The 17,904-nt window shown below is 73.8% G+C and carries 18 protein-coding genes and 1 tRNA gene; 14 read left to right on the top strand and 5 right to left on the bottom strand.

Features of this window, described 5'->3' with window-relative positions; all coding sequences use genetic code 11:
- Positions 1-63: 63 nt before the first annotated feature.
- Positions 64-663, bottom strand: a complete 600-nt coding sequence (locus tag ACZ67Q_RS26415) for a 5-formyltetrahydrofolate cyclo-ligase (protein WP_471186815.1) — start codon at positions 661-663, stop codon at positions 64-66.
- 113 nt (positions 664-776) lie between these two features.
- On the opposite strand from ACZ67Q_RS26415, the gene galU reads away from it, so the two are divergent.
- From galU to ACZ67Q_RS26380, 7 genes are all read left to right on the top strand, one after another.
- Positions 777-1,679, top strand: a complete 903-nt coding sequence (galU, locus tag ACZ67Q_RS26410; RefSeq protein WP_471186619.1) for a UTP--glucose-1-phosphate uridylyltransferase GalU — start codon at positions 777-779, stop codon at positions 1,677-1,679.
- 5 nt (positions 1,680-1,684) lie between these two features.
- Positions 1,685-3,007: a molybdotransferase-like divisome protein Glp gene (glp, locus tag ACZ67Q_RS26405; protein WP_471186616.1), complete on the top strand. Its 1,323-nt coding sequence runs from the start codon at positions 1,685-1,687 to the stop codon at positions 3,005-3,007.
- Positions 3,008-3,093: 86 nt separating this feature from the next.
- Entirely contained in the window at positions 3,094-3,606 is a 513-nt protein-coding gene (gene moaC / locus ACZ67Q_RS26400) for a cyclic pyranopterin monophosphate synthase MoaC (RefSeq protein ID WP_471186613.1), read from the top strand.
- Positions 3,603-4,109: a MogA/MoaB family molybdenum cofactor biosynthesis protein gene (locus tag ACZ67Q_RS26395; RefSeq protein ID WP_471186611.1), complete on the top strand. Its 507-nt coding sequence runs from the start codon at positions 3,603-3,605 to the stop codon at positions 4,107-4,109. Before moaC ends, ACZ67Q_RS26395 begins: the two co-directional genes overlap by 4 nt.
- A 20-nt stretch (positions 4,110-4,129) precedes the next feature.
- Positions 4,130-4,765: a GNAT family N-acetyltransferase gene (locus tag ACZ67Q_RS26390; RefSeq protein WP_471186609.1), complete on the top strand. Its 636-nt coding sequence runs from the start codon at positions 4,130-4,132 to the stop codon at positions 4,763-4,765.
- Between the two features lie 214 nt (positions 4,766-4,979).
- Positions 4,980-6,158 carry a divisome protein SepX/GlpR gene (gene sepX, locus ACZ67Q_RS26385; protein ID WP_471186606.1) on the top strand — a complete coding sequence of 393 codons (1,179 nt, stop codon included), beginning with the start codon at positions 4,980-4,982 and terminating at the stop codon, positions 6,156-6,158.
- Positions 6,159-6,230: 72 nt separating this feature from the next.
- Positions 6,231-6,304, top strand: a tRNA-Ala gene (locus tag ACZ67Q_RS26380).
- A 96-nt stretch (positions 6,305-6,400) separates the two neighbouring features.
- On the opposite strand, the gene ACZ67Q_RS26375 is transcribed toward ACZ67Q_RS26380, so the two are convergent.
- Positions 6,401-8,857, bottom strand: a complete 2,457-nt coding sequence (locus ACZ67Q_RS26375; RefSeq protein WP_471186603.1) for an ABC transporter permease — start codon at positions 8,855-8,857, stop codon at positions 6,401-6,403.
- Positions 8,851-9,675, bottom strand: a complete 825-nt coding sequence (locus tag ACZ67Q_RS26370) for an ABC transporter ATP-binding protein (RefSeq protein ID WP_471186600.1) — start codon at positions 9,673-9,675, stop codon at positions 8,851-8,853. The genes ACZ67Q_RS26375 and ACZ67Q_RS26370 overlap by 7 nt, the downstream gene beginning before the upstream one ends.
- Before the next feature lie 167 nt (positions 9,676-9,842).
- On the opposite strand from ACZ67Q_RS26370, the gene ACZ67Q_RS26365 reads away from it, so the two are divergent.
- Both ACZ67Q_RS26365 and ACZ67Q_RS26360 read left to right on the top strand, forming a co-directional pair.
- The gene (locus tag ACZ67Q_RS26365) at positions 9,843-11,207 is read left to right on the top strand and encodes a sensor histidine kinase (RefSeq protein WP_471186597.1); all 1,365 of its coding nucleotides are present in this window, start codon (positions 9,843-9,845) and stop codon (positions 11,205-11,207) included.
- Positions 11,207-11,875 (top strand): response regulator, encoded by a 669-nt coding sequence (locus ACZ67Q_RS26360; protein WP_471186594.1) that lies wholly within the window; start codon positions 11,207-11,209, stop codon positions 11,873-11,875. The genes ACZ67Q_RS26365 and ACZ67Q_RS26360 overlap by 1 nt, the downstream gene beginning before the upstream one ends.
- Before the next feature lie 32 nt (positions 11,876-11,907).
- Here ACZ67Q_RS26360 and ACZ67Q_RS26355 read toward each other — a convergent pair whose 3' ends face one another.
- Complete coding sequence (locus ACZ67Q_RS26355; RefSeq protein WP_471186591.1) at positions 11,908-12,384, bottom strand: GNAT family N-acetyltransferase; 477 nt, start codon at positions 12,382-12,384, stop codon at positions 11,908-11,910.
- A 79-nt stretch (positions 12,385-12,463) separates the two neighbouring features.
- Here ACZ67Q_RS26355 and ACZ67Q_RS26350 point away from each other — a divergent pair, with 79 nt between their 5' ends.
- Positions 12,464-13,267 carry an exodeoxyribonuclease III gene (locus ACZ67Q_RS26350; protein WP_471186588.1) on the top strand — a complete coding sequence of 268 codons (804 nt, stop codon included), beginning with the start codon at positions 12,464-12,466 and terminating at the stop codon, positions 13,265-13,267.
- A 7-nt stretch (positions 13,268-13,274) separates the two neighbouring features.
- Here ACZ67Q_RS26350 and ACZ67Q_RS26345 read toward each other — a convergent pair whose 3' ends face one another.
- Positions 13,275-13,922: a MerR family transcriptional regulator gene (locus ACZ67Q_RS26345; protein WP_471186585.1), complete on the bottom strand. Its 648-nt coding sequence runs from the start codon at positions 13,920-13,922 to the stop codon at positions 13,275-13,277.
- A gap of 152 nt (positions 13,923-14,074) precedes the next feature.
- Here ACZ67Q_RS26345 and ACZ67Q_RS26340 point away from each other — a divergent pair, with 152 nt between their 5' ends.
- The 4 genes from ACZ67Q_RS26340 to ACZ67Q_RS26325 all read left to right on the top strand — a co-directional run bounded on the left by ACZ67Q_RS26340 (position 14,075) and on the right by ACZ67Q_RS26325 (position 17,788).
- A complete protein-coding gene (locus tag ACZ67Q_RS26340) occupies positions 14,075-15,685 on the top strand; it encodes a flavin-containing monooxygenase (RefSeq protein WP_471186582.1) in 1,611 nt (536 codons plus the stop codon).
- A complete protein-coding gene (locus ACZ67Q_RS26335) occupies positions 15,682-16,611 on the top strand; it encodes an alpha/beta fold hydrolase (protein ID WP_471186580.1) in 930 nt (309 codons plus the stop codon). Before ACZ67Q_RS26340 ends, ACZ67Q_RS26335 begins: the two co-directional genes overlap by 4 nt.
- The gene (locus ACZ67Q_RS26330; RefSeq protein WP_471186577.1) at positions 16,608-17,492 is read left to right on the top strand and encodes an SDR family oxidoreductase; all 885 of its coding nucleotides are present in this window, start codon (positions 16,608-16,610) and stop codon (positions 17,490-17,492) included. Before ACZ67Q_RS26335 ends, ACZ67Q_RS26330 begins: the two co-directional genes overlap by 4 nt.
- Before the next feature lie 89 nt (positions 17,493-17,581).
- Positions 17,582-17,788 (top strand): hypothetical protein, encoded by a 207-nt coding sequence (locus ACZ67Q_RS26325; protein ID WP_471186574.1) that lies wholly within the window; start codon positions 17,582-17,584, stop codon positions 17,786-17,788.
- The last annotated feature ends 116 nt before the right edge of the window (positions 17,789-17,904 follow it).

Genomic DNA, 17,904 nt, shown 5'->3' with positions numbered 1-17,904 from the left:
GGGCCCTCCACGCGCGTGGAGGGCCCTTCGGCGTCCGCGGGCCGGTCCTGCGGCCTGCGCCGCTCAGGGCGCCGAGAAGCGGCGCACCCCGGACGGGGTCACCACCGCGTGCACGGGCCGGTCGTGCGGCTCCTCGGGCACGCGCGTGACGACCTCCGTGTCGTACAGCAGCACCACCAGCGCGGGCCGCGCGCCCGCCCGCTCCAGCCGGGCGAGCACCCGGTCGTAGGAGCCGCCGCCGCGCCCCAGGCGCATCCCGCGCGCGTCGACCGCGAGTCCCGGCAGCAGGACGACGTCGGCGCCGGTCACGGCCTGCGGGCCGAGCCGCTCGCCGGCGGGTTCCAACAGAGCCATCTTTCCGCCATGTTGCACGCGCGCGAGGGAGTCCTCGCCGCTGTACTCGCCCCAGTCCAGGTCGTTGTCGTCGAGCAGAGCGGGGAGCAGGACGCGCACGCCCCGCGCGCGCAGCGCGTCGAGCAGCGCGAGGGTGCCGGGTTCGGTGCCCACGGAGACGTACGCCGCGACCGTGCGCGCGTGCGCCAGCTCCGGCAGGTGCAGGGCGCGTTCGGCGAGGGCGGACGCGGCATTCGTCACATCGGCCGGGGTCAGGGCGCCCCGGGCCGCCAGGAATCGCCGTCGAACGGCCCGCTTGTCCGGCTCCATGACCGGCCCGATTTCGCCCACTTGTCGCTCCCGTACCGTTCTCTTGTGCTCATATGAGCGCTGATGTCCGGGAGTCGCGGGCCGCCCCTCACACACCGGTTAAGGTGGCGGGCATGACCCAGTCGCACCCCAGGATCAACAAGGCTGTCATCCCGGCGGCAGGCCTCGGCACCCGGTTCCTGCCGGCCACCAAGGCCACTCCCAAGGAGATGCTGCCGGTGGTCGACAAGCCGGCGATCCAGTATGTGGTCGAGGAGGCCGTCACCGCGGGCCTCGACGACGTCCTGATGATCACGGGCCGCAACAAGCGCCCGCTCGAGGACCACTTCGACCGCAACTACGAGCTCGAGTCCGCGCTCGCCGCGAAGGGCGACACGGACCGGCTCGCCAGGGTGCAGGAGTCCCAGGACCTCGCGACGATGCACTATGTGCGTCAGGGCGACCCCAAGGGCCTCGGTCACGCCGTGCTGTGCGCGGCCCCGCACGTCGGCAACGAGCCGTTCGCCGTGCTCCTCGGCGACGACCTGATCGACCCGCGCGACCCGCTGCTGCAGCGGATGATCGAGGTCCAGGAGCAGTGCGGCGGCAGTGTGATCGCCCTCATGGAGGTCGCGCCCGAGCAGGTCCACCTCTACGGCTGCGCCGCCGTCGAGGCCACCGAGGACGGCGACGTCGTCAAGGTGACCGGCCTGGTCGAGAAGCCCGACCCGGCCGACGCCCCGTCGAACTACGCGATCATCGGCCGCTACGTCCTCGACCCGGGCATCTTCGACATACTGCGCAAGACCGAGCCGGGCCGCGGCGGCGAGATCCAGCTCACCGACGCCCTCCAGCAGCTCGCCGAGGACGAGAAGGCCGCCGGCCCCGTGCACGGCGTCGTCTTCAAGGGCCGCCGCTACGACACCGGCGACCGCGGCGACTTCCTGCGGGCCATTGTCCGACTGGCGTGCGAACGTGAGGACCTGGGCCCGGACTTCCGGACCTGGCTCCGCAGTTACGTCACCGAGGAGATGTAGCCACCTTGAGCAGCGCCGCGTCCCGCACCCCGGGCCCCGACCACCTGTGGTCGGTGGACGAGCACCTGGAGGACGTCCTCACCACCGTGCGCCCCCTGGAGCCGATCGAGCTGCAACTGCTCGACGCCCAGGGCTGTGTCCTGGTCGAGGACGTCCCGGTGCCCGTGTCCCTGCCGCCGTTCGACAACAGCTCGATGGACGGCTACGCGGTGCGGGTCGCGGACGTGGCGGGCGCGAACGAGGAGTTCCCGGCGGTCCTGGAGGTCGTCGGGGACGTCGCGGCGGGCCAGGCCGACCTGCTCCATGTCGGCCCCGGCCAGGCCGCCCGCATCATGACCGGCGCCCCGCTGCCGCCGGGCGCCGAGGCCGTCGTCCCGGTGGAGTGGACCGACGGCGGGCTCGGCGAGGGCCCCGTGACCGGCATGCGCGCCCGCGCGCTCGCCCCGGAGGGCGCCGAGGGGCACGTACGCGTGTACCGGCCCGCCGAGGCACGCGCGCACGTGCGCGCGGCCGGCAGCGACGTCCGGGCCGGGGACCGCGCCCTGGCGGCGGGCACCGTGCTCGGCCCGCCGCAGATCGCCCTGCTCGCCGCCATCGGCCGCGGCACGGTCCGTGTGCGCCCGCGCCCGCGCGTGGTCGTGCTGTCCACCGGCAGCGAACTGATCCAGCCCGGTGAGCAGTTGGCGCCGGGCCAGATCTACGACTCCAACAGCTTCGCCCTCACCGCCGCCGCCCGCGACGCCGGCGCCATCGCCTACCGGGTGGGCGCCGTCGCCGACGACGCCGAGACGCTGCGCTCCACCATCGAGGACCAGCTGGTGCGCGCCGACCTGATGGTGACCACCGGCGGGGTGAGCGTCGGGGCGTACGACGTCGTCAAGGAGGCGCTGTCGCACGTCGCCGACCAGGACGAGGCGGGCGGCGGTGTGGAGTTCCGCAAGCTCGCCATGCAGCCCGGCAAGCCCCAGGGCTTCGGCTCCATCGGCCCCGACCACACCCCGCTGCTCGCCCTGCCGGGCAACCCGGTGTCGTCGTACGTCTCCTTCGAGCTGTTCGTCCGGCCCGCCATCCGCACCCTGATGGGACTTCAGGACGTGCACCGGCCGAAGGCGACGGCGACGCTGTCCGCGCAGAAGCCGCTCACCTCCCCGAAGGGCCGCCGGCAGTTCCTGCGCGGTGCCTACGCCGACGGCACGGTCACCCCCGTGGGCGGCACCGGCTCGCATCTGATCGCGGCCCTCGCGCACGCCAACGCCCTGATCGTGGTGCCCGAGGACGTGGAGTCGGTCGCGCCCGGCAGCGAGATCGAGGTCGTCCTGCTCGGTTGAGTCCTGTCGGCCCGAGGTACCGTGTCGCGCACAACACAGGCCCGCGCGCCGCACCGCGCCGGGCCCGGACCGGGAGCGCCACCACCATGACTGTGCCCAACCGGGGGGAGACCCCCGGACAGCCCGTGCAGGACCGCCTGACGCACATCGACGACGCGGGTGCCGCCCGTATGGTCGACGTGTCCGGCAAGGAGGTGACCGCGCGCACCGCCCGCGCCAGCGGCCGCGTCCTCGTCTCGCCCCGTGTGATCGAGCTGCTGCGCGGCGAGGGCGTCCCCAAGGGCGACGCCCTGGCCACCGCGCGGATCGCCGGGATCATGGGAGCCAAGCGCACCCCCGATCTGATCCCGCTGTGCCACCCGCTCGCGGTGTCCGGTGTGAAACTGGACCTGTCGGTCGCGGACGACGCCGTGGAGATCTCGGCCACGGTGAAGACGACGGATCGTACGGGCGTCGAGATGGAGGCCCTCACCGCGGTCTCCGTCGCCGCGCTCACCGTGATCGACATGGTCAAGGCGGTCGACAAGGGAGCGGTCATCACGGACGTGCGGGTGGAGCACAAGACGGGCGGCAAGTCGGGCGACTGGAGCCGGGCATGAGCTACCGGGCGCTGGTCGTCACGGCCTCCAACCGGGCCGCCGCGGGTGTCTACGAGGACCGGGGCGGGCCGTTGGTCGCCGACGGCCTGAAGCGGTTCGGCTTCGACGTCGACGGCCCGCGCGTGGTGCCCGACGGCGACCCGGTGCGCGATCAGCTGAGGGCGGCCGCCGAGGACGGCTACGACGTCGTGGTGACCACCGGAGGCACCGGGCTCTCGCCCACCGACCGCACGCCGGAGGCCACGCGCGCGGTGATCGACTACGAGGTGCCGGGCATCGCGGAGGCGATCCGTGCGTTCGGCCGGGGCAAGGTGCCGACCGCCGCGCTGTCGCGCGGACTGGCCGGTGTCGCCGGGCGGACCCTGATCGTCAATCTGCCGGGATCGACGGGCGGCGTGAAGGACGGCCTCGCGGTCCTGCAGCCGCTGCTGGTGCACGCCGTCGACCAGATCCGCGGCGGCGACCACCCCAGACCCGACGCCGGAAGTGGGGGTGCGAGCTGAACGGCTCATCCTGGCCCGTGGTGCTGGCCGAGGGCGATGTCGTCCTGCGGCCCATAAGGATGCGCGACCAGAGCGCCTGGCGCGAGGTCAACCGGCGCAACCGGGACTGGCTTCGGCCGTGGGAGGCGACCATCCCGCCGCCCACGCCGACCGGGCCGATCGCGCACCGGCCGACCTACCGGCAGATGGTGCGGCACCTGCGCAGGGAAGCGCGCGCGGGCCGGATGCTGCCGTTCGTCCTCGAGTACCAGGGCCGGCTGGTCGGGCAGTTGACGGTCGCCGGGATCACCTGGGGATCGATGTGCTCGGGCCATGTCGGCTACTGGGTGGACGAGGCGGTGGCCGGCCGTGGCGTGATGCCGACGGCCGTGGCGCTCGCGGTCGACCACTGTTTCCGCAACGTCGGCCTGCACCGCATCGAGGTGTGCATTCGCCCCGAGAACGTGCCCAGCCGCCGGGTGGTGGAGAAACTCGGATTCCGCGAGGAGGGACTGCGGCCCCGCTATCTGCACATCGACGGTGCCTGGCGCGACCATCTCGTCTTCGCGCTGACGGCCGAGGAAGTCCCGGAGGGGCTGCTCGCCCGCTGGCGGCGCATCCGGACCCGGAACGGCTCGTCGCAGCGCCCGCAGAACACCCCGGGCAATCACGGTTAGGCCGGAGGAAACGCGGCTGGTCTCCCTCGCCCGGGAAATTGAATATATGTTCGAAATTGATCGCACGATGACCGTCTCGGGACGCTGAATTCCGCCTCGGAGTGGCCCGCTGATCGCATCGATCACAAAAAAAGTTCGAAATATCAGCCAGATCGTGCGACACACCGGCCCAATTGGCGGATGGCCTCACGCAAACCCCTCTACCGTGTGAGACGTGAGCAGCAGCGGCCTCATCTACGCAGTCATTGTCGGGGCCTGGGCCGCCTACTTGGTGCCGATGTGGCTCCGTAGGCAGGACGAGCTGAACGAGGCCCGTCCGACGGAACGCTTCAGCACCGCCATCCGGTTGCTGTCCGGACGGGCGGGCATGGAGCGCCGATACGCCAAGGACCTGCGGGCGCGCTCCGCCGACGAGGAGGAGCCCGACCTCGCTGACCCGGACGCCGTCACCGACACGGTGGACGTCCGGGCCTTCGCCGTGCCTCCGACCCGCCGGCACACCCAGGCGGCGGCCCGGGCGCAGGCGTACGAGCACGACGAACCGGAGCACGAGCCGGAGAGTGAGCCGGTGCACGAGCCCGAGCTCGCACCGGCGCGCGGCCGGGTACCGCAAGCCCGGCGCGCGCCGTCCGCCGAGGCGGCCGCCGCACGCGCCCAGCGCTCCAAGGTCCTCGCCCGCCGTCGGCGCACCACGGTGATGCTCTTCCTCGCCTTCACCCTCGGCGCGATCGTCGCCGCGGTGGGCGGGCTCGCGCTGCTGTGGGCGCCCGGCGTACCCGCCGTCATGCTCAGCGCGTACATCGTCTACCTGCGCCGGCAGGAGCGCCGCCGCTTCGCCTACCAGATGGACCGCCGCCGGGCCGAGGTCGCGGCCCAGCGGCTGCGCGAACGCCAGCCGCGCCGGCGCACGCCCGTCGGTACGGGCGCGCCCGCCGACGCAGAGGAGCCGGACGCGGGGCACGACACCGACCCCGGACTGTCGGCGCTCGCTGCGGACCGGCGCGCCCTGGTGGAGCAGACCGACCACGCCGAGTGGGTCGACCAGCAGCGCGAGCGGCAGCGGCGCCCCGGCCACGGCGACAGCTGGGACCCGGTGCCGGTGCCCCTGCCGACCTATGTCACCGCGCCGGTCGCCCCGCGCGCCACGGCGGACGTCGACCTCGGCGCCCCGGACGCGTGGAGCTCGGCCCGCTCCAGCGCGGTCGCCCCGGAACTGCGGGACGAACAGCCCGCCGCGCAGGACGCACCCGCCGGTCCGGAGGACCGGTCGGCGGACGACGGCCGCAGCGACGCGCGCCGTGCGGCCTCCGCGCGCCGGGCCCGCGAGCGCGGGCGCACGCCCCTCTTCGACCAGTACGAGGACGGCGAGCGGCCCCGCGCGGCCAACGAGTGACCCCGGCGCTCGCCCTCCCGGAGCGGATTTCCGAGCACGCCGTGGGGGATGCTAAAGTTTCACTCGTTGCAAGGGCCTGTGGCGCAGTCCGGTAGCGCACCTCGTTCGCATCGAGGGGGCCAGGGGTTCAAATCCCCTCAGGTCCACGCAATGAGGGCCCCGGCGATCATCAGATCGCCGGGGCCCTCGATCATTCTCCGGGCCCTGTGCCCCGGCTCCTGCTCTCACCGCCGCAGCTGCTCTCAGCGCCGCAACGCCGCCATCGCCGTGGCCGTCGACGACACCACCGCGAGCAGCGCGCACCCGGCCGTCGCCGCGCCCAGCGCCGGCCATGCCATCACGAGCCGCACCGGCGCCGACAACAGCCCCAGAGCGGCGCCCGTCCCGGCCGACGTGACGAAGGTCACCAGCACCCCGAGCAGGGCGCCCGCCGCCACCACCGTCAGCGACTCCAGCGCCGCCAGCCGCAGAAGCTGTCCGCGCGTGGCACCCGCCAGCCGCAGCGCCGTGAACTCCGCGGCCCGGCCGGACGTCGACATGGTCAGGGTGTTGGCGAGCGACAGACCCGTGTAGAGCAGGGCGATGCCGAGTACCAGGAAGAGACCGAGGCGGGTCGTCCCGGTCGTCCCCGGCCGGGACGCACGCAGCCACTGCGCGCGCGTGAGGACCTGTACGCCGTCCCCGGGACGGGCCGTGGCGCGCAGGGCCTTCGCGACCGCGGCCGGGTCGGCGCCCGCCCGCACCCGGACGTCGAGCCGTTCCACCGGCGCGCCGGGGGCGTTGGCCGGGGTGACCCACACGCCGTTGTCACCGGTGCCGGTGGCCAGGACGGCGGCGATACGCAGCGTCCTGCGCGTGCCGTCGCCGAGCCAGACGGTGACCCGGCGGCCGACGGTGTGCTCGTCCCACTCCTCGTTGACGACGATCGACGCGTCGTCCAGGCCGGCGATCCGGCCGGCCGTCACCGGCAGCCGTACGGTCGCGGCCAGCAGCCGAGGATCGGCGGCGCGGGCGTCGGAGGTGACGAGCGCGACGCCGTCCTCCAGGGTGTGGACGGCTGTGCCGCGGACGGGGGAGACGGTGACGCCCGCAAGCGACCGCAGCCGGTCCACCGTCGCCGTACCGATCCCGGCGGAGGCGTCCACGCGCGCGTGGCCCTCCGGCACCACCACGAAGTCCGCCACCGCCGCCCGGCCCGCCTCTGCCGCCCGCGCCTGCTCCAGCGCCGCCGGGGTGCCCAGCAGACAGCCCGTCAGGGCCACCGTGGCCAGCACCGGCGCGGCGACGGCGGCCGTGCGGCGCAGACCCGTCGCGGTGTTCTCCCGGGCCAGCATCCCGAGGGCGCCGGGCAGCCGGGCGGGCAGCCAGGCCAGCAGCCGCACCAACGGCCGCAGCAGCGCGGGGCAGAGCAACGCGAACGCGCCGATCAGCAGCAGCGGGCGGCTGACGTAGGTCTTGCGGTGCAGCAGGTCGCCCGGGTCGGTGAGCAGCGTGTGGGCGAGCGTCGCGGCGGCGGTGAGCAACAGCGCCGTACCGCACACTCGGCGCCCCCACGTCAGGGCGCGGCCGTCCACCGTCGCCTCGCGCAGCGCCTGCGTCGGCGCCGTTCGCCCCGCCCGCCAGGACGCGGCGGCCGCCCCGCTCAGCGCGACCAGCAGCCCTGTCCAGAAGGCCAGTTGGTACGGCCACGCGTGCCAGGGCAGATCGGCGAGGGCGAACCAGCCGGGTGCCAGGCCGCCCTCGACCACGCGCGTGACGAGCAGCGGCGCGCCGTACGCCCCGAGCGCGCAGCCTGCCGCCGAGGCAGCGGTGCCCACGAGCAACGCCTCCGCCAGCACGGTGCGCCGCACCTGTCCCGGTGTCGCTCCCGCGGCGCGCAGCAGGCCGAACTCCCGGCTCCGCTGGGCGGCCGTGAAGGCGAAGGTGGACGCCACGACCAGCACGGACACGAAACCGCTGACGCCGCCGGCCGTGCCGAACAGGGCGTTCAGCGCCGTCAGCGCGCGGGCGTCGCGGCCGGGGTCCGGGTCCGCGAGCCGCCGCGCGTCACCGGTCAGCACCCGCACGCCCTCCGCACCGCCCACCGCCCGCCGTACGGCCGCCGGGTCGGCGTCGGCGACCAGCTGCACGACGCCGGGGGCGAGGCGGGCGGCACGCGCGTCGGTGAAGAACACCGGGTTCTCGGTGCCACGGCCGCGGACCGTGCCGACCACCCGCAGCGTGCCCCGGTCGCTGCGCAGGTGCCGGCCCACGGCCGTCCAGCTGCCGGAGGCGACCACCTCGTCGGCGGCGCGGGGCGCGCGTCCGGCGGCCAGCCGGTACGGCGCGAACCGGGCGACCGGCCACGGGTGCCCCACCAGATCGCCGGGGCCGCCCTCGACGCGTACGGCGAAGGAGCGGTCCTCGACGACGTCACCGACCGTGCGCAGCGCGGCCACCGTCGCCGCCGGCAGCGCCCGTGGCGAGGTGAGCGGGCGGGTGCGCACGCCGGCCGGGGTCCGCACCCGCAGCGTGTCCTGACCGCGGACCACCGCCGGCGCGGCGGGGAAACGCTCCGGGCGCTGGGGCGGGCCGTCGAGCGTGGCGTCGAGGGCGAGGCCCATCACCGTGAGCAGCGCCGTGCCGAGGCAGAGGGCGAGGAAGCTGCCGACGAAGGACACCCAGCGGCTGCGCAGCGTGCACACGGCGAGACTCAGCACGGGAACACCCCCGGCACGCACGCGTGCGGCCGGCGGCCTGCTTCGGCGCCCACGCGTGCGTGCGGCGCGCCCTCGGCAGGGGTGCCCGCCTCCGCCTCCAGGCCCGCCAGGTGCGCGGCGATGTCGCCCGCCGGCGCCCCGCTCAACTCGCCGTGCACGCGGCCGTCGACCAGGAAGACGACCCGGTCGGCGTAGGAGGCGGCCACCGGGTCGTGCGTGACCATGACCATGGTCCGGCCCTGCGTGTCGACCATGCCGCGCAGCAGCCGGAGCACCTCGCGACTGGTGCGCGAGTCCAGCGCGCCGGTCGGCTCGTCCCCGAACAGGACCTCGGGGCGGGTGATCAGGGCGCGGGCCAGGGCGACGCGCTGCTGCTGCCCGCCCGACAGCTCCGACGGCCGGTGCCGGGCCCGTGCGCCGAGGCCGACCTCCTCCAGAGCCGCACGCACGCGTGCCGCGGAGGGGCGACGGCCGGCCAGCCGCAGCGGCAGCGCCACATTCTGGGCCGCGGTCAGGGACGGCAGCAGGTTGAACGCCTGGAAGACGAAACCGATCCGCTCACGGCGCAGCAGCGTCAGCTTCCGCTCACTCAACGCGGTCAGCTCCGTCCCGCCGAGCCGGACCGAGCCCGAGGTGGGCCGGTCGAGTCCGGCGGCGCACTGCAGCAGCGTCGACTTGCCGGAGCCCGACGGGCCCATCACGGCGGTGAACGTGCCGTGCCGGAAGGCAAGCGTCACCTGCTCCAGCGCCGCCACGCCGTCGGCCGGTGTGCCGTATCGCCTGCTCACGGCGGTCAATTGGATCGCGTCGGTGGTCATCTGCCCTTCCGTCCCCACTCGTTCGAATCGCACAGGGACCAGCCAACCCGGGGAGGGCGTCCGGGTCGGTCGGGCGGGGGCGAGACTTGGGGTAGGGCCAGGCATACCCCCCGCCCACCCGCTGGACCGATGGCGGCGACAGGCCCGTCGCTCCTACCGTGACCGGCATGCAGCCCCGCACTCTCTGGCAGGCCCTGGCCCGCCCCCGCTATCTGCTGACGCCGTGGCCGTGGCGTGCCGCCGCCTACCTGGTGTCGGGCGTGGCCCTCGGGGTCGCCGTACTCGTGTCGCTGGTGACCCTGCTCGCGGTCGGCGGCGTCCTGGCACTCGTCATGGTCGGGCTGCCCCTGCTCGCCGTCGTCGCACTGGCCGGGCTGCCCGTGGCCGCGCTGGAACGGCACCGGCTGCGCCTGGTCGCCGACGGCCCGGCCCCGCCAGGACACCCCGCACCCCCCGAGCCCGGGCTGCGCAGCTGGCTGACCACCCGGTTGCGGGAGCAGGCCACCTGGCGCGAACTCGGCCACGCGCTGCTGTGCGCGGCGCTGCTGTGGCCGGCCGAGGCGCTGGTGGTGACTGTGTCGCTCCTCTTCCCGGTCGCGATGGCGGCCACCCCGCTGCTGATGGCGACCACCGGCGACGGCCGGGAGGCGAAGGTGCTCAAGACGTGGACGGTGACCGGCTGGCCGGCCGCGTGGGGCGTGGCCGTCCTCGGCGTGCTGCTGCTCGCCGCCGGCGCGTACGTCCTCGGCACGGCGGCCGGCGCCCGGGCCGGCCTCACCCGGCTTCTGCTGGCACCCCGCGAACCGGAACTCGGCGCTCGCGTCGCCGAACTGGCCCGCTCCCGCAGCCGGCTGGTCGACGCGTTCGAGGCAGAGCGGCGCCGCATCGAGCGGGACCTGCACGACGGGGCGCAGCAGCGGCTGGTGGCGCTGACGATGACCCTGGGCCTGGCCCGCCTCGACGCGCCGCCCGGCCCGCTCGCCGAGCAGCTGGCCCGGGCGCACGAACAGGCGGGCGCCGTCCTCGCCGAACTGCGGGAGCTGATCCACGGCATCCACCCCAAGGTCCTCGCGGACTACGGCCTTCAGGCGGCCGTCGCCGACGCCGCAGACCGCAGCCCGGTTCCCGTGGAGGTGCGCTTCGACCTGCCGGAACGGCTGCCCGGGGCGGTGGAGGCCGCCGCGTACTTCGTGGTGTGCGAGGCCCTCGCCAACGTCGCCCGGCACAGCGGGGCGGACCGCGCCGAGGTGCGCGGCGGGCACAGCGGCGGACGGCTCACCGTCGAGGTGCGCGACGACGGCCGCGGCGGCGCGGACGCGGCCCGCGGCAGCGGGCTGACCGGTCTCGGGGACCGGTTGTCAGTGGTCGATGGAAGACTTCTCCTGTCGAGCCCGCCGGGCGGAGGGACGGTGCTGCGCGCGGAGATTCCGTGCGCGGTACGCCCGGCCGCCCCGGAAAGCGGGACGGCCGCACGGGTGGCCTGGGGGTGCGACCCGGGTGAGGGGCGGGGCGGACGGGGACGGGGGACGTGATGGGTGAGCACAGGGGCGGCCGGGCGCTGCGGGTGGTCCTGGCCGAGGACAGCGTGCTGCTGCGGGACGGGCTGACCGCCCTGCTCACCCGGTTCGGGCACCGGGTGGCGGCGGCCGTCGGGGGCGCGGACGCGCTGCTCGCCGCGGTCGCCGAGCACGAACCGGACGTGGTGGTCACCGATGTGCGGATGCCGCCGGGCCAGTCCGACGAGGGCCTGCGCGCGGCGGTCCGGCTGCGCACCGAGCGGCCGGGGCTGCCGGTGCTGGTGCTCAGCCAGTACGTGCAGCGGGCGTACGCCGCCGACCTGCTCGACTCCGGGGACGGCACCGGGGTCGGCTATCTGCTCAAGGACCGGGTGGGGCAGGTCGAGCAGTTCGTGGACGCCCTCGCCGAGGTCGCCGCCGGCGGCACGGTGGTCGACCCTGAGGTCGTACGGCAGTTGCTGCGCCGCCGCCGGGATCCGCTGGCGCGGCTCACCCCGCGCGAGCGGGAGGTGCTGGCGCTGGTCGCGGAAGGCAGATCCAACGGCGCGATAGCCCGGCAGCTGGTGGTCTCCGAGGCGGCGGTCGGCAAGCACATCGGCTCCATCCTCACCAAGCTGGACCTGCCGCCGGCCGAGGACGTGCACCGCAGGGTGCTGGCGGTGCTGGCCTTCCTGCGGGAGTGAGCGAGAACACAGGGTTCCGTCGCGGCCGGCCGCTACAGCGTCTTTGCGAAGCAGCGACTCTCCTCGTGAAAGCGGTAGTAGCCGAACTTCTCGCAGGGCTCGTAGCCGCAGGAGGTGTACAGGGCGATGGCCTCGGGCTGCTTGGTGCCGGTCTCCAGGACCATGCGGACACGGCCTGCCGCGCGGGCGTCCTCCTCCAGGGCGGCCAGCATCTGCCGCGCCAGCCCCCGACCGCGCATGTCGGCGACCACGTACATCCGCTTCAGCTCGGCGTCGCCGTCCCGGTTGCCCTCGTGGTTCGCGTCCTGACGGCGCCAGCCGCCGGTGGCGACGGGTCGCTCGTCGGCGTCGTACACGATGAAGTACACGCCGTTCGGCGGCTCGAAGTCGGCCGGGTCAAGGAGTGTGGCGTCGCCGCCGTCGCCATAGCGCTCGTGGTACTCGGCCTGGACCTCGTCGTTGAGCTTGACGGCGTCGGGGTGGTCGAAAGGGACGCGACGTATAAACATGTTGAATATTGTACTTCTATGCAGGAGGTGGGGTCTCCGGTTTTGAAGACTCCGACCAGTGTGCCGGTATCGTGCCGGGGTGCTGACTGTGACCACGGTGAACGTGAACGGGCTCCGAGCCGCCGCCAAGAAGGGCTTCGTGGAGTGGCTCGCCCGGACGGAGGCGGATGTCGTGTGCCTCCAGGAGGTGCGCGCCGAGCCGCACCAGCTGCCCGAGGAGGTCCGGCAGCCCGAGGGCTGGCACGTCGTGCACGCGCCGGCCGCCGCCAAGGGCCGCGCCGGTGTCTCCCTGTACACCCGCCGGGAGCCCGACCGGGTCCGCGTCGGCTTCGGCTCGGAGGAGTTCGACGGCAGTGGCCGCTATGTCGAGGCCGACCTGCCCGGCGTCACGGTCGCCTCCCTCTACCTGCCCTCGGGTGAGGTCGGCACCGAGCGGCAGGACGAGAAGATCCGCTTCATGGGCGAGTTCCTGGCGTATCTCAAGGAGCTGCGCGAGCGGGCCGCCGCCGACGGCCGTGAGGTCCTGGTCTGCGGCGACTGGAACATCGCCCACCAGCAGGCCGACCTGAAGAACTGGCGCGCCAACCAGAAGAACTCCGGCTTCCTGCCGGAGGAGCGCGAGTGGCTGGGCCGCGTCCTCACCCCGACCGACGGCGGCTACGTGGACGTGGTCCGCACCCTGCACCCGGACGCCGAGGGTCCCTACAGCTGGTGGTCGTACCGGGGGCGGGCCTTCGACAACGATTCGGGATGGAGGATCGACTACCACCTGTCGACGCCGGGGCTCGCGGACCGGGCGGTCAAGGGGTTCGTCGAGCGGGCCGCCACGCACGCCGAGCGCTGGTCGGACCACGCGCCGGTGACGGTGGTGTACGACCGCTGAGTGGCGGTTAGTCCCGCTTGTTGAGCCGTCGGTCCAGGGCCAGGGACAGTTCCGCTTCCACCACGCTGCGGGCCAGGGGGCGTAGGCGGTGCAGGCCCTCCTCGCCCGTGTGGCGTTGGATCAGGGTGGCGAAGAGTTCGGCGAGGGCGTCGGCGTGTTCGCGGACCTGGGCGCCGGCCGCCAGGACCTCGGCGAGCGGGATGCCCTCGCGCACCAGGGCGGAGGAGACGTCCAGCAGGCGCCGGCTGATGTGGACGATCTCGTCGCCGTCGGTGCCCAGGTAGCCGAGGTCCATGGCGGCGGCGAGGTTCTCGGGGGTGACCTCGCCCTCGAAACGGGCGGCCAGCTCCTCCGGGGTGAGGCGGACCGGCTCCTCCTCGGTGGGGGTGCCGCCGACGCCGATCAGGTCGGCGACGTTGCGGCCCTGGTCGAGGGCCTCGGCGAGTTCCGCGATGCCGTTCAGGGTGTGGCCGCGCTCCAGCAGGGCGGCGATGGTGCGCAGCCGGGCCAGGTGGTGGTCGTCGTACCACGCGATACGGCCCTCGCGGCGGGGTGGCGGCAGCAGTTTGCGTTCGCGGTAGAAGCGCAGGGTGCGCACCGTGATGCCGGCCAGCTCTGCCAGCTCCTCCATGCGGTATTCACGCTTCTCGGCCACGGGAGGAGCCTATGGTCTACCGCCGGTAACTTTCCTCGCCCACCCCCTACCCATCGGTAGGCCGCTCCTCTACTCTCCCCATTGCGCCAGTGTTCACTGGCAGAGTCTGACCGGGACCGGCAGAGTCCAACAGCGATGCGCGGAGGCTTCGGATGGCCCACGAACACGAGCATGTACGGGTGGCGGTGATCGGATCCGGATTCGGCGGGCTCGGCGCCGCCGTGCGGCTGCGCCGCGAGGGGATCACGGACTTCGTCGTCCTGGAGCGGGCGAGCGGCGTCGGCGGCACCTGGCGCGACAACAGCTACCCCGGGTGCGCCTGCGACGTGCCGTCCCATCTGTACTCCTTCTCCTTCGCGCCGAAGCCCGACTGGCCGCGCACCTTCTCCGGGCAGGAGCACATCCGCGCCTACCTGGAGCACGTGACGGACACCTTCCGGCTGCGCCCGCACATCCGCTTCGACTCCGAGGTGAAGCGGATGACCTGGGACGCCGAGCAGTTGCGGTGGCGTATCGAGACCGCGTCCGGTGATCTCACGGCCGACGTCGTCGTCTCCGCCACCGGGCCGCTGTCCGACCCGAAGATCCCGGACATCCCGGGCCTGGACACCTTCCCCGGCAAGGTCTTCCACTCCGCCCGCTGGGACCACGACTACGACCTCACCGGCAAGCGCGTCGCGATGATCGGCACCGGCGCCTCCGCCATCCAGATCGTGCCGTCCATCCAGCCGAAGGTCGGCCGGCTCACGCTTTTCCAGCGCACCCCGGCCTGGGTGATGCCCCGCGTCGACCGGGCCATCAGCGGCGCCGAGCGGTGGCTGCACCAGCAGCTGCCGTTCACCACCAGGGCCCGCCGCGGCCTGCTGTGGGGCATCCGCGAGCTGCAGGTGCAGGCGTTCACCAAGCACCCGAACGAACTCGGCTTCGTCGAGCAGCTCGCCAAGCGCAACATGGCCCGCGCCGTCAAGGAGCCGGCGCTGCGCGCCAAGCTCACCCCCGACTACCGCATCGGCTGCAAGCGCATCCTGCTCTCCAACACCTACTATCCGGCGCTCGCGCAGCCCAACGTCGATGTCGTCGCCAGTGGGCTCAGCGAGGTCCGCGGGTCCACCGTCGTCGCAGCCGACGGCACCGAGACCGAGGTCGACGCGATCATCTTCGGCACCGGGTTCCACGTCACGGACATGCCGATCGCCGAGCGGGTGGTGGGCGCCGACGGGCGCACCCTCGCCGAGCACTGGAAGGACGGCATGCAGGCGCTGCGCGGCGCCTCCGCGGCCGGGTTCCCGAACTGGATGACGATCATCGGGCCCAACACGGGCCTCGGGAACTCCTCGATGATCCTCATGATCGAGTCCCAGCTGAACTACCTGGCCGACTATCTGCGCCAGCTCGACGTCCTCGGGGGCCGCGCCGCCCTCGACGCCCGCCCGAGCGCCGTGCACGCCTGGAACCGCCGGGTGCAGGAGCGGATGAAGCGCACGGTGTGGAACACGGGCGGCTGCACCAGCTGGTACCTGGACGCGAGCGGCCGCAACACGACCATCTGGCCGGGCACGACCAGCGAGTTCCGCCGGGCCACCCGACGGGTGGACCTCGCCGAGTACGCCGTCCTGCGGCCCCCGGCGACCGAGGCCGCGGCGAAGGCGGAGGCCGCACCGGAGACGGAGGCCGCGCCGGATACCGAGACCGCACCGAAGACGGAGGCCGCGCCGCACACCGGGGCCGCCCCGGTGACCGACGCCGCGGAGGTGACCGCGTGAGCCGTCCCGCGCACGTCACCTCCGGCCCGTACGCCCCGCCCGCTCCCGCCCGCACTCTCACCGTCACCTCGGCCGACGGCGCGCGCCTCCACGTCGAGGTGCACGGACCGGACGAGGCCCCGGCCGTGGTCCTCGCCCACGGCTGGACCTGCTCGACCGCCTTCTGGGCGGCGCAGATCCGGGCGCTCTGCGGCGATCACCGCGTCATCGCCTACGACCAGCGCGGTCACGGCCGCAGCCCGGTGAGCGAGGCGTGCGGGACCGACGCCCTCGCCGACGACCTCGAAGCGGTCCTCGAGGCGACCCTCGCGCCCGGCGAACGCGCGGTGATCGCCGGGCACTCGATGGGCGGCATGACGGTGATGGCGGCGGCCGGCCGGAAGAAGTTCCGCGAGCACGCGGCGGCCGTCCTGCTGTGCAGCACCGGCAGCTCCCGGCTGGTCGCCGAGTCCACCGTCGTACCGATCCGGGCCGGGCGGCTGCGGACCTGGCTGACCGGGCGCGTCCTCGGCTCCCGGGCCCCGCTCGGCCCGGTCACGCCGCTCGCGCTGCGGATCCTCAAGTACGGGACGATGGGCCCCGGTTCGGCCCCGCACATGGTCGAGGCGTGCGCGCGGATCGTGCACGGCTGCCCGCGCAAGGCCCGGTACGCCTGGTCACAGGTGCTGGACCTGCTCGACCTCGACCACGGCGTGCGGGAGTTGCGGGTCCCGACCGAGATCGTCGCCGGCACCGCCGACCGGCTCACCCCGCCGGTGCACGCCCGGTCCCTGGCCGCCGCGCTGCCCGACTGCGCCGGGCTCACCGAGCTGCCCGGCATCGGCCACATGACCCCGATCGAGGCGCCCGACCTGGTCACCACCAGGATCCGGGAACTGGCCGCCGCCCACGTCACCGCACCCGCGACACTGGAGGAGAGCGCATGAGCAAGGTGAGCCTGGAGGGACAGGTCGCGGTCGTCACCGGTGCCGCGCGCGGGGTCGGCGAACTGCTCGCCCGCAAGCTGTCCGTGCGCGGCGCGAAGGTGGCCCTGGTCGGTCTGGAGCCTCAGGCCCTGAAGGAGGTCTCCGAGCGGCTGCACAGCGAGAGCGCCTACTGGCACGCCGACGTCACCGACCACGAGGCGATGGCGCGGGTCGCGCAGGAGGTCAAGGAGCGGTTCGGCAAGGTCGACATCGTGGTCGCCAACGCCGGTGTGGCGACGGGCGGTCCGTTCGCCGACTCCGACCCGGACGCCTGGCGCCGGGTGATCGAGGTCAACCTGATCGGCTCGGCGGTCACCGCCCGCGCCTTCCTGCCGGCGCTGATGGCGAGCCGCGGCTATCTGCTCCAGGTCGCCTCGCTCGCCGCGATCACGCCGGCGCCGATGATGACGGCGTACTGCGCGTCCAAGTCGGGCGTGGAGGCGTACGCGCACAGTCTGCGCGCCGAAGTCGGCTACCGGGGTGTGCGGGTGGGTGTCGCCTACCTGTCGTGGACCGACACCGACATGGTGCGCGGCGCCGACCAGGACGAGGTGATGCGGGAGTTGCGGCAGCGGCTGCCATGGCCGTCCAACAAGACCTATCCGCTGGGCCCGGCCGTGGACCGGATCGTCGACGGGATAGAGCGCCGCTCCAGCCATGTGTACGGGCAGTGGTGGCTGCGTGGCATGCAGGGCGTGCGCGGGTATCTGCCGGGGCTCATCGGCACGGTGGGGCAGCGTGAGATGCGACGGTTCGGCGACCGGCTCCAGGGCATGCGCTCGGGCCTCGTCGGCGCAGGTGGCGCGGCCGATGAGCAGGAGCGCACCACGCTGCGTAACTGATCGACATGCGCAGCGTCACGGCCCATGTGAATCTGGTCGAGGCCCCCTCAGGGGGGCGACTGAATCACCCACCACAGGAGTGAACCCACATGGGCATGAAGGACAAGTTCCAGGACCAGGCCGAGCAGTGGCAGAACCAGGCTCGCGACAAGGGCGAGCAGGCCCGCGAGAAGCTGGGCAACCGCGGCTCGCAGCAGCCGCAGGACCGCTCCCAGCGTGAGCGCGGCCGCCAGGGCATGGAGGACGCGGAGCAGGAGCTGGACGAGCGCTTCGACCGCGACGAGGACATGATCTGACCTCGGCCTGACCGGTACGGCGTGGGGTGCCCGAGCTTCCTCGGGCACCCCACGTGCGCGTGCGCGGCCCATCGCCCTCCCCGGGCGGCGCGGTCGCCCTTCCCTGGCGGCCTCAT

It is taken from the genome of Streptomyces sp. NPDC036813 (assembly GCF_055609245.1).
Note: the sequence above shows the minus strand (reverse complement) of the source record. Positions and strands in the feature narration are given on the sequence as shown.

Excerpts from the sequence above, each read along its gene's own strand:
- ACZ67Q_RS26330 (WP_471186577.1), top strand. The coding sequence starts at position 16,608 with ATGAGCAAGGTGAGCCTGGAGGGACAGGTCGCGGTCGTCACCGGTGCC.
- ACZ67Q_RS26355 (WP_471186591.1), bottom strand. The coding sequence starts at position 12,384 with ATGTTTATACGTCGCGTCCCTTTCGACCACCCCGACGCCGTCAAGCTC.
- ACZ67Q_RS26325 (WP_471186574.1), top strand. The coding sequence starts at position 17,582 with ATGGGCATGAAGGACAAGTTCCAGGACCAGGCCGAGCAGTGGCAGAAC.
- ACZ67Q_RS26360 (WP_471186594.1), top strand. The coding sequence starts at position 11,207 with ATGGGTGAGCACAGGGGCGGCCGGGCGCTGCGGGTGGTCCTGGCCGAG.
- moaC (WP_471186613.1), top strand. The coding sequence starts at position 3,094 with ATGACTGTGCCCAACCGGGGGGAGACCCCCGGACAGCCCGTGCAGGAC.
- ACZ67Q_RS26370 (WP_471186600.1), bottom strand. The coding sequence starts at position 9,675 with ATGACCACCGACGCGATCCAATTGACCGCCGTGAGCAGGCGATACGGC.
- ACZ67Q_RS26365 (WP_471186597.1), top strand. The coding sequence starts at position 9,843 with ATGCAGCCCCGCACTCTCTGGCAGGCCCTGGCCCGCCCCCGCTATCTG.
- ACZ67Q_RS26415 (WP_471186815.1), bottom strand. The coding sequence starts at position 663 with ATGGAGCCGGACAAGCGGGCCGTTCGACGGCGATTCCTGGCGGCCCGG.
- ACZ67Q_RS26395 (WP_471186611.1), top strand. The coding sequence starts at position 3,603 with ATGAGCTACCGGGCGCTGGTCGTCACGGCCTCCAACCGGGCCGCCGCG.
- galU (WP_471186619.1), top strand. The coding sequence starts at position 777 with ATGACCCAGTCGCACCCCAGGATCAACAAGGCTGTCATCCCGGCGGCA.
- ACZ67Q_RS26340 (WP_471186582.1), top strand. The coding sequence starts at position 14,075 with ATGGCCCACGAACACGAGCATGTACGGGTGGCGGTGATCGGATCCGGA.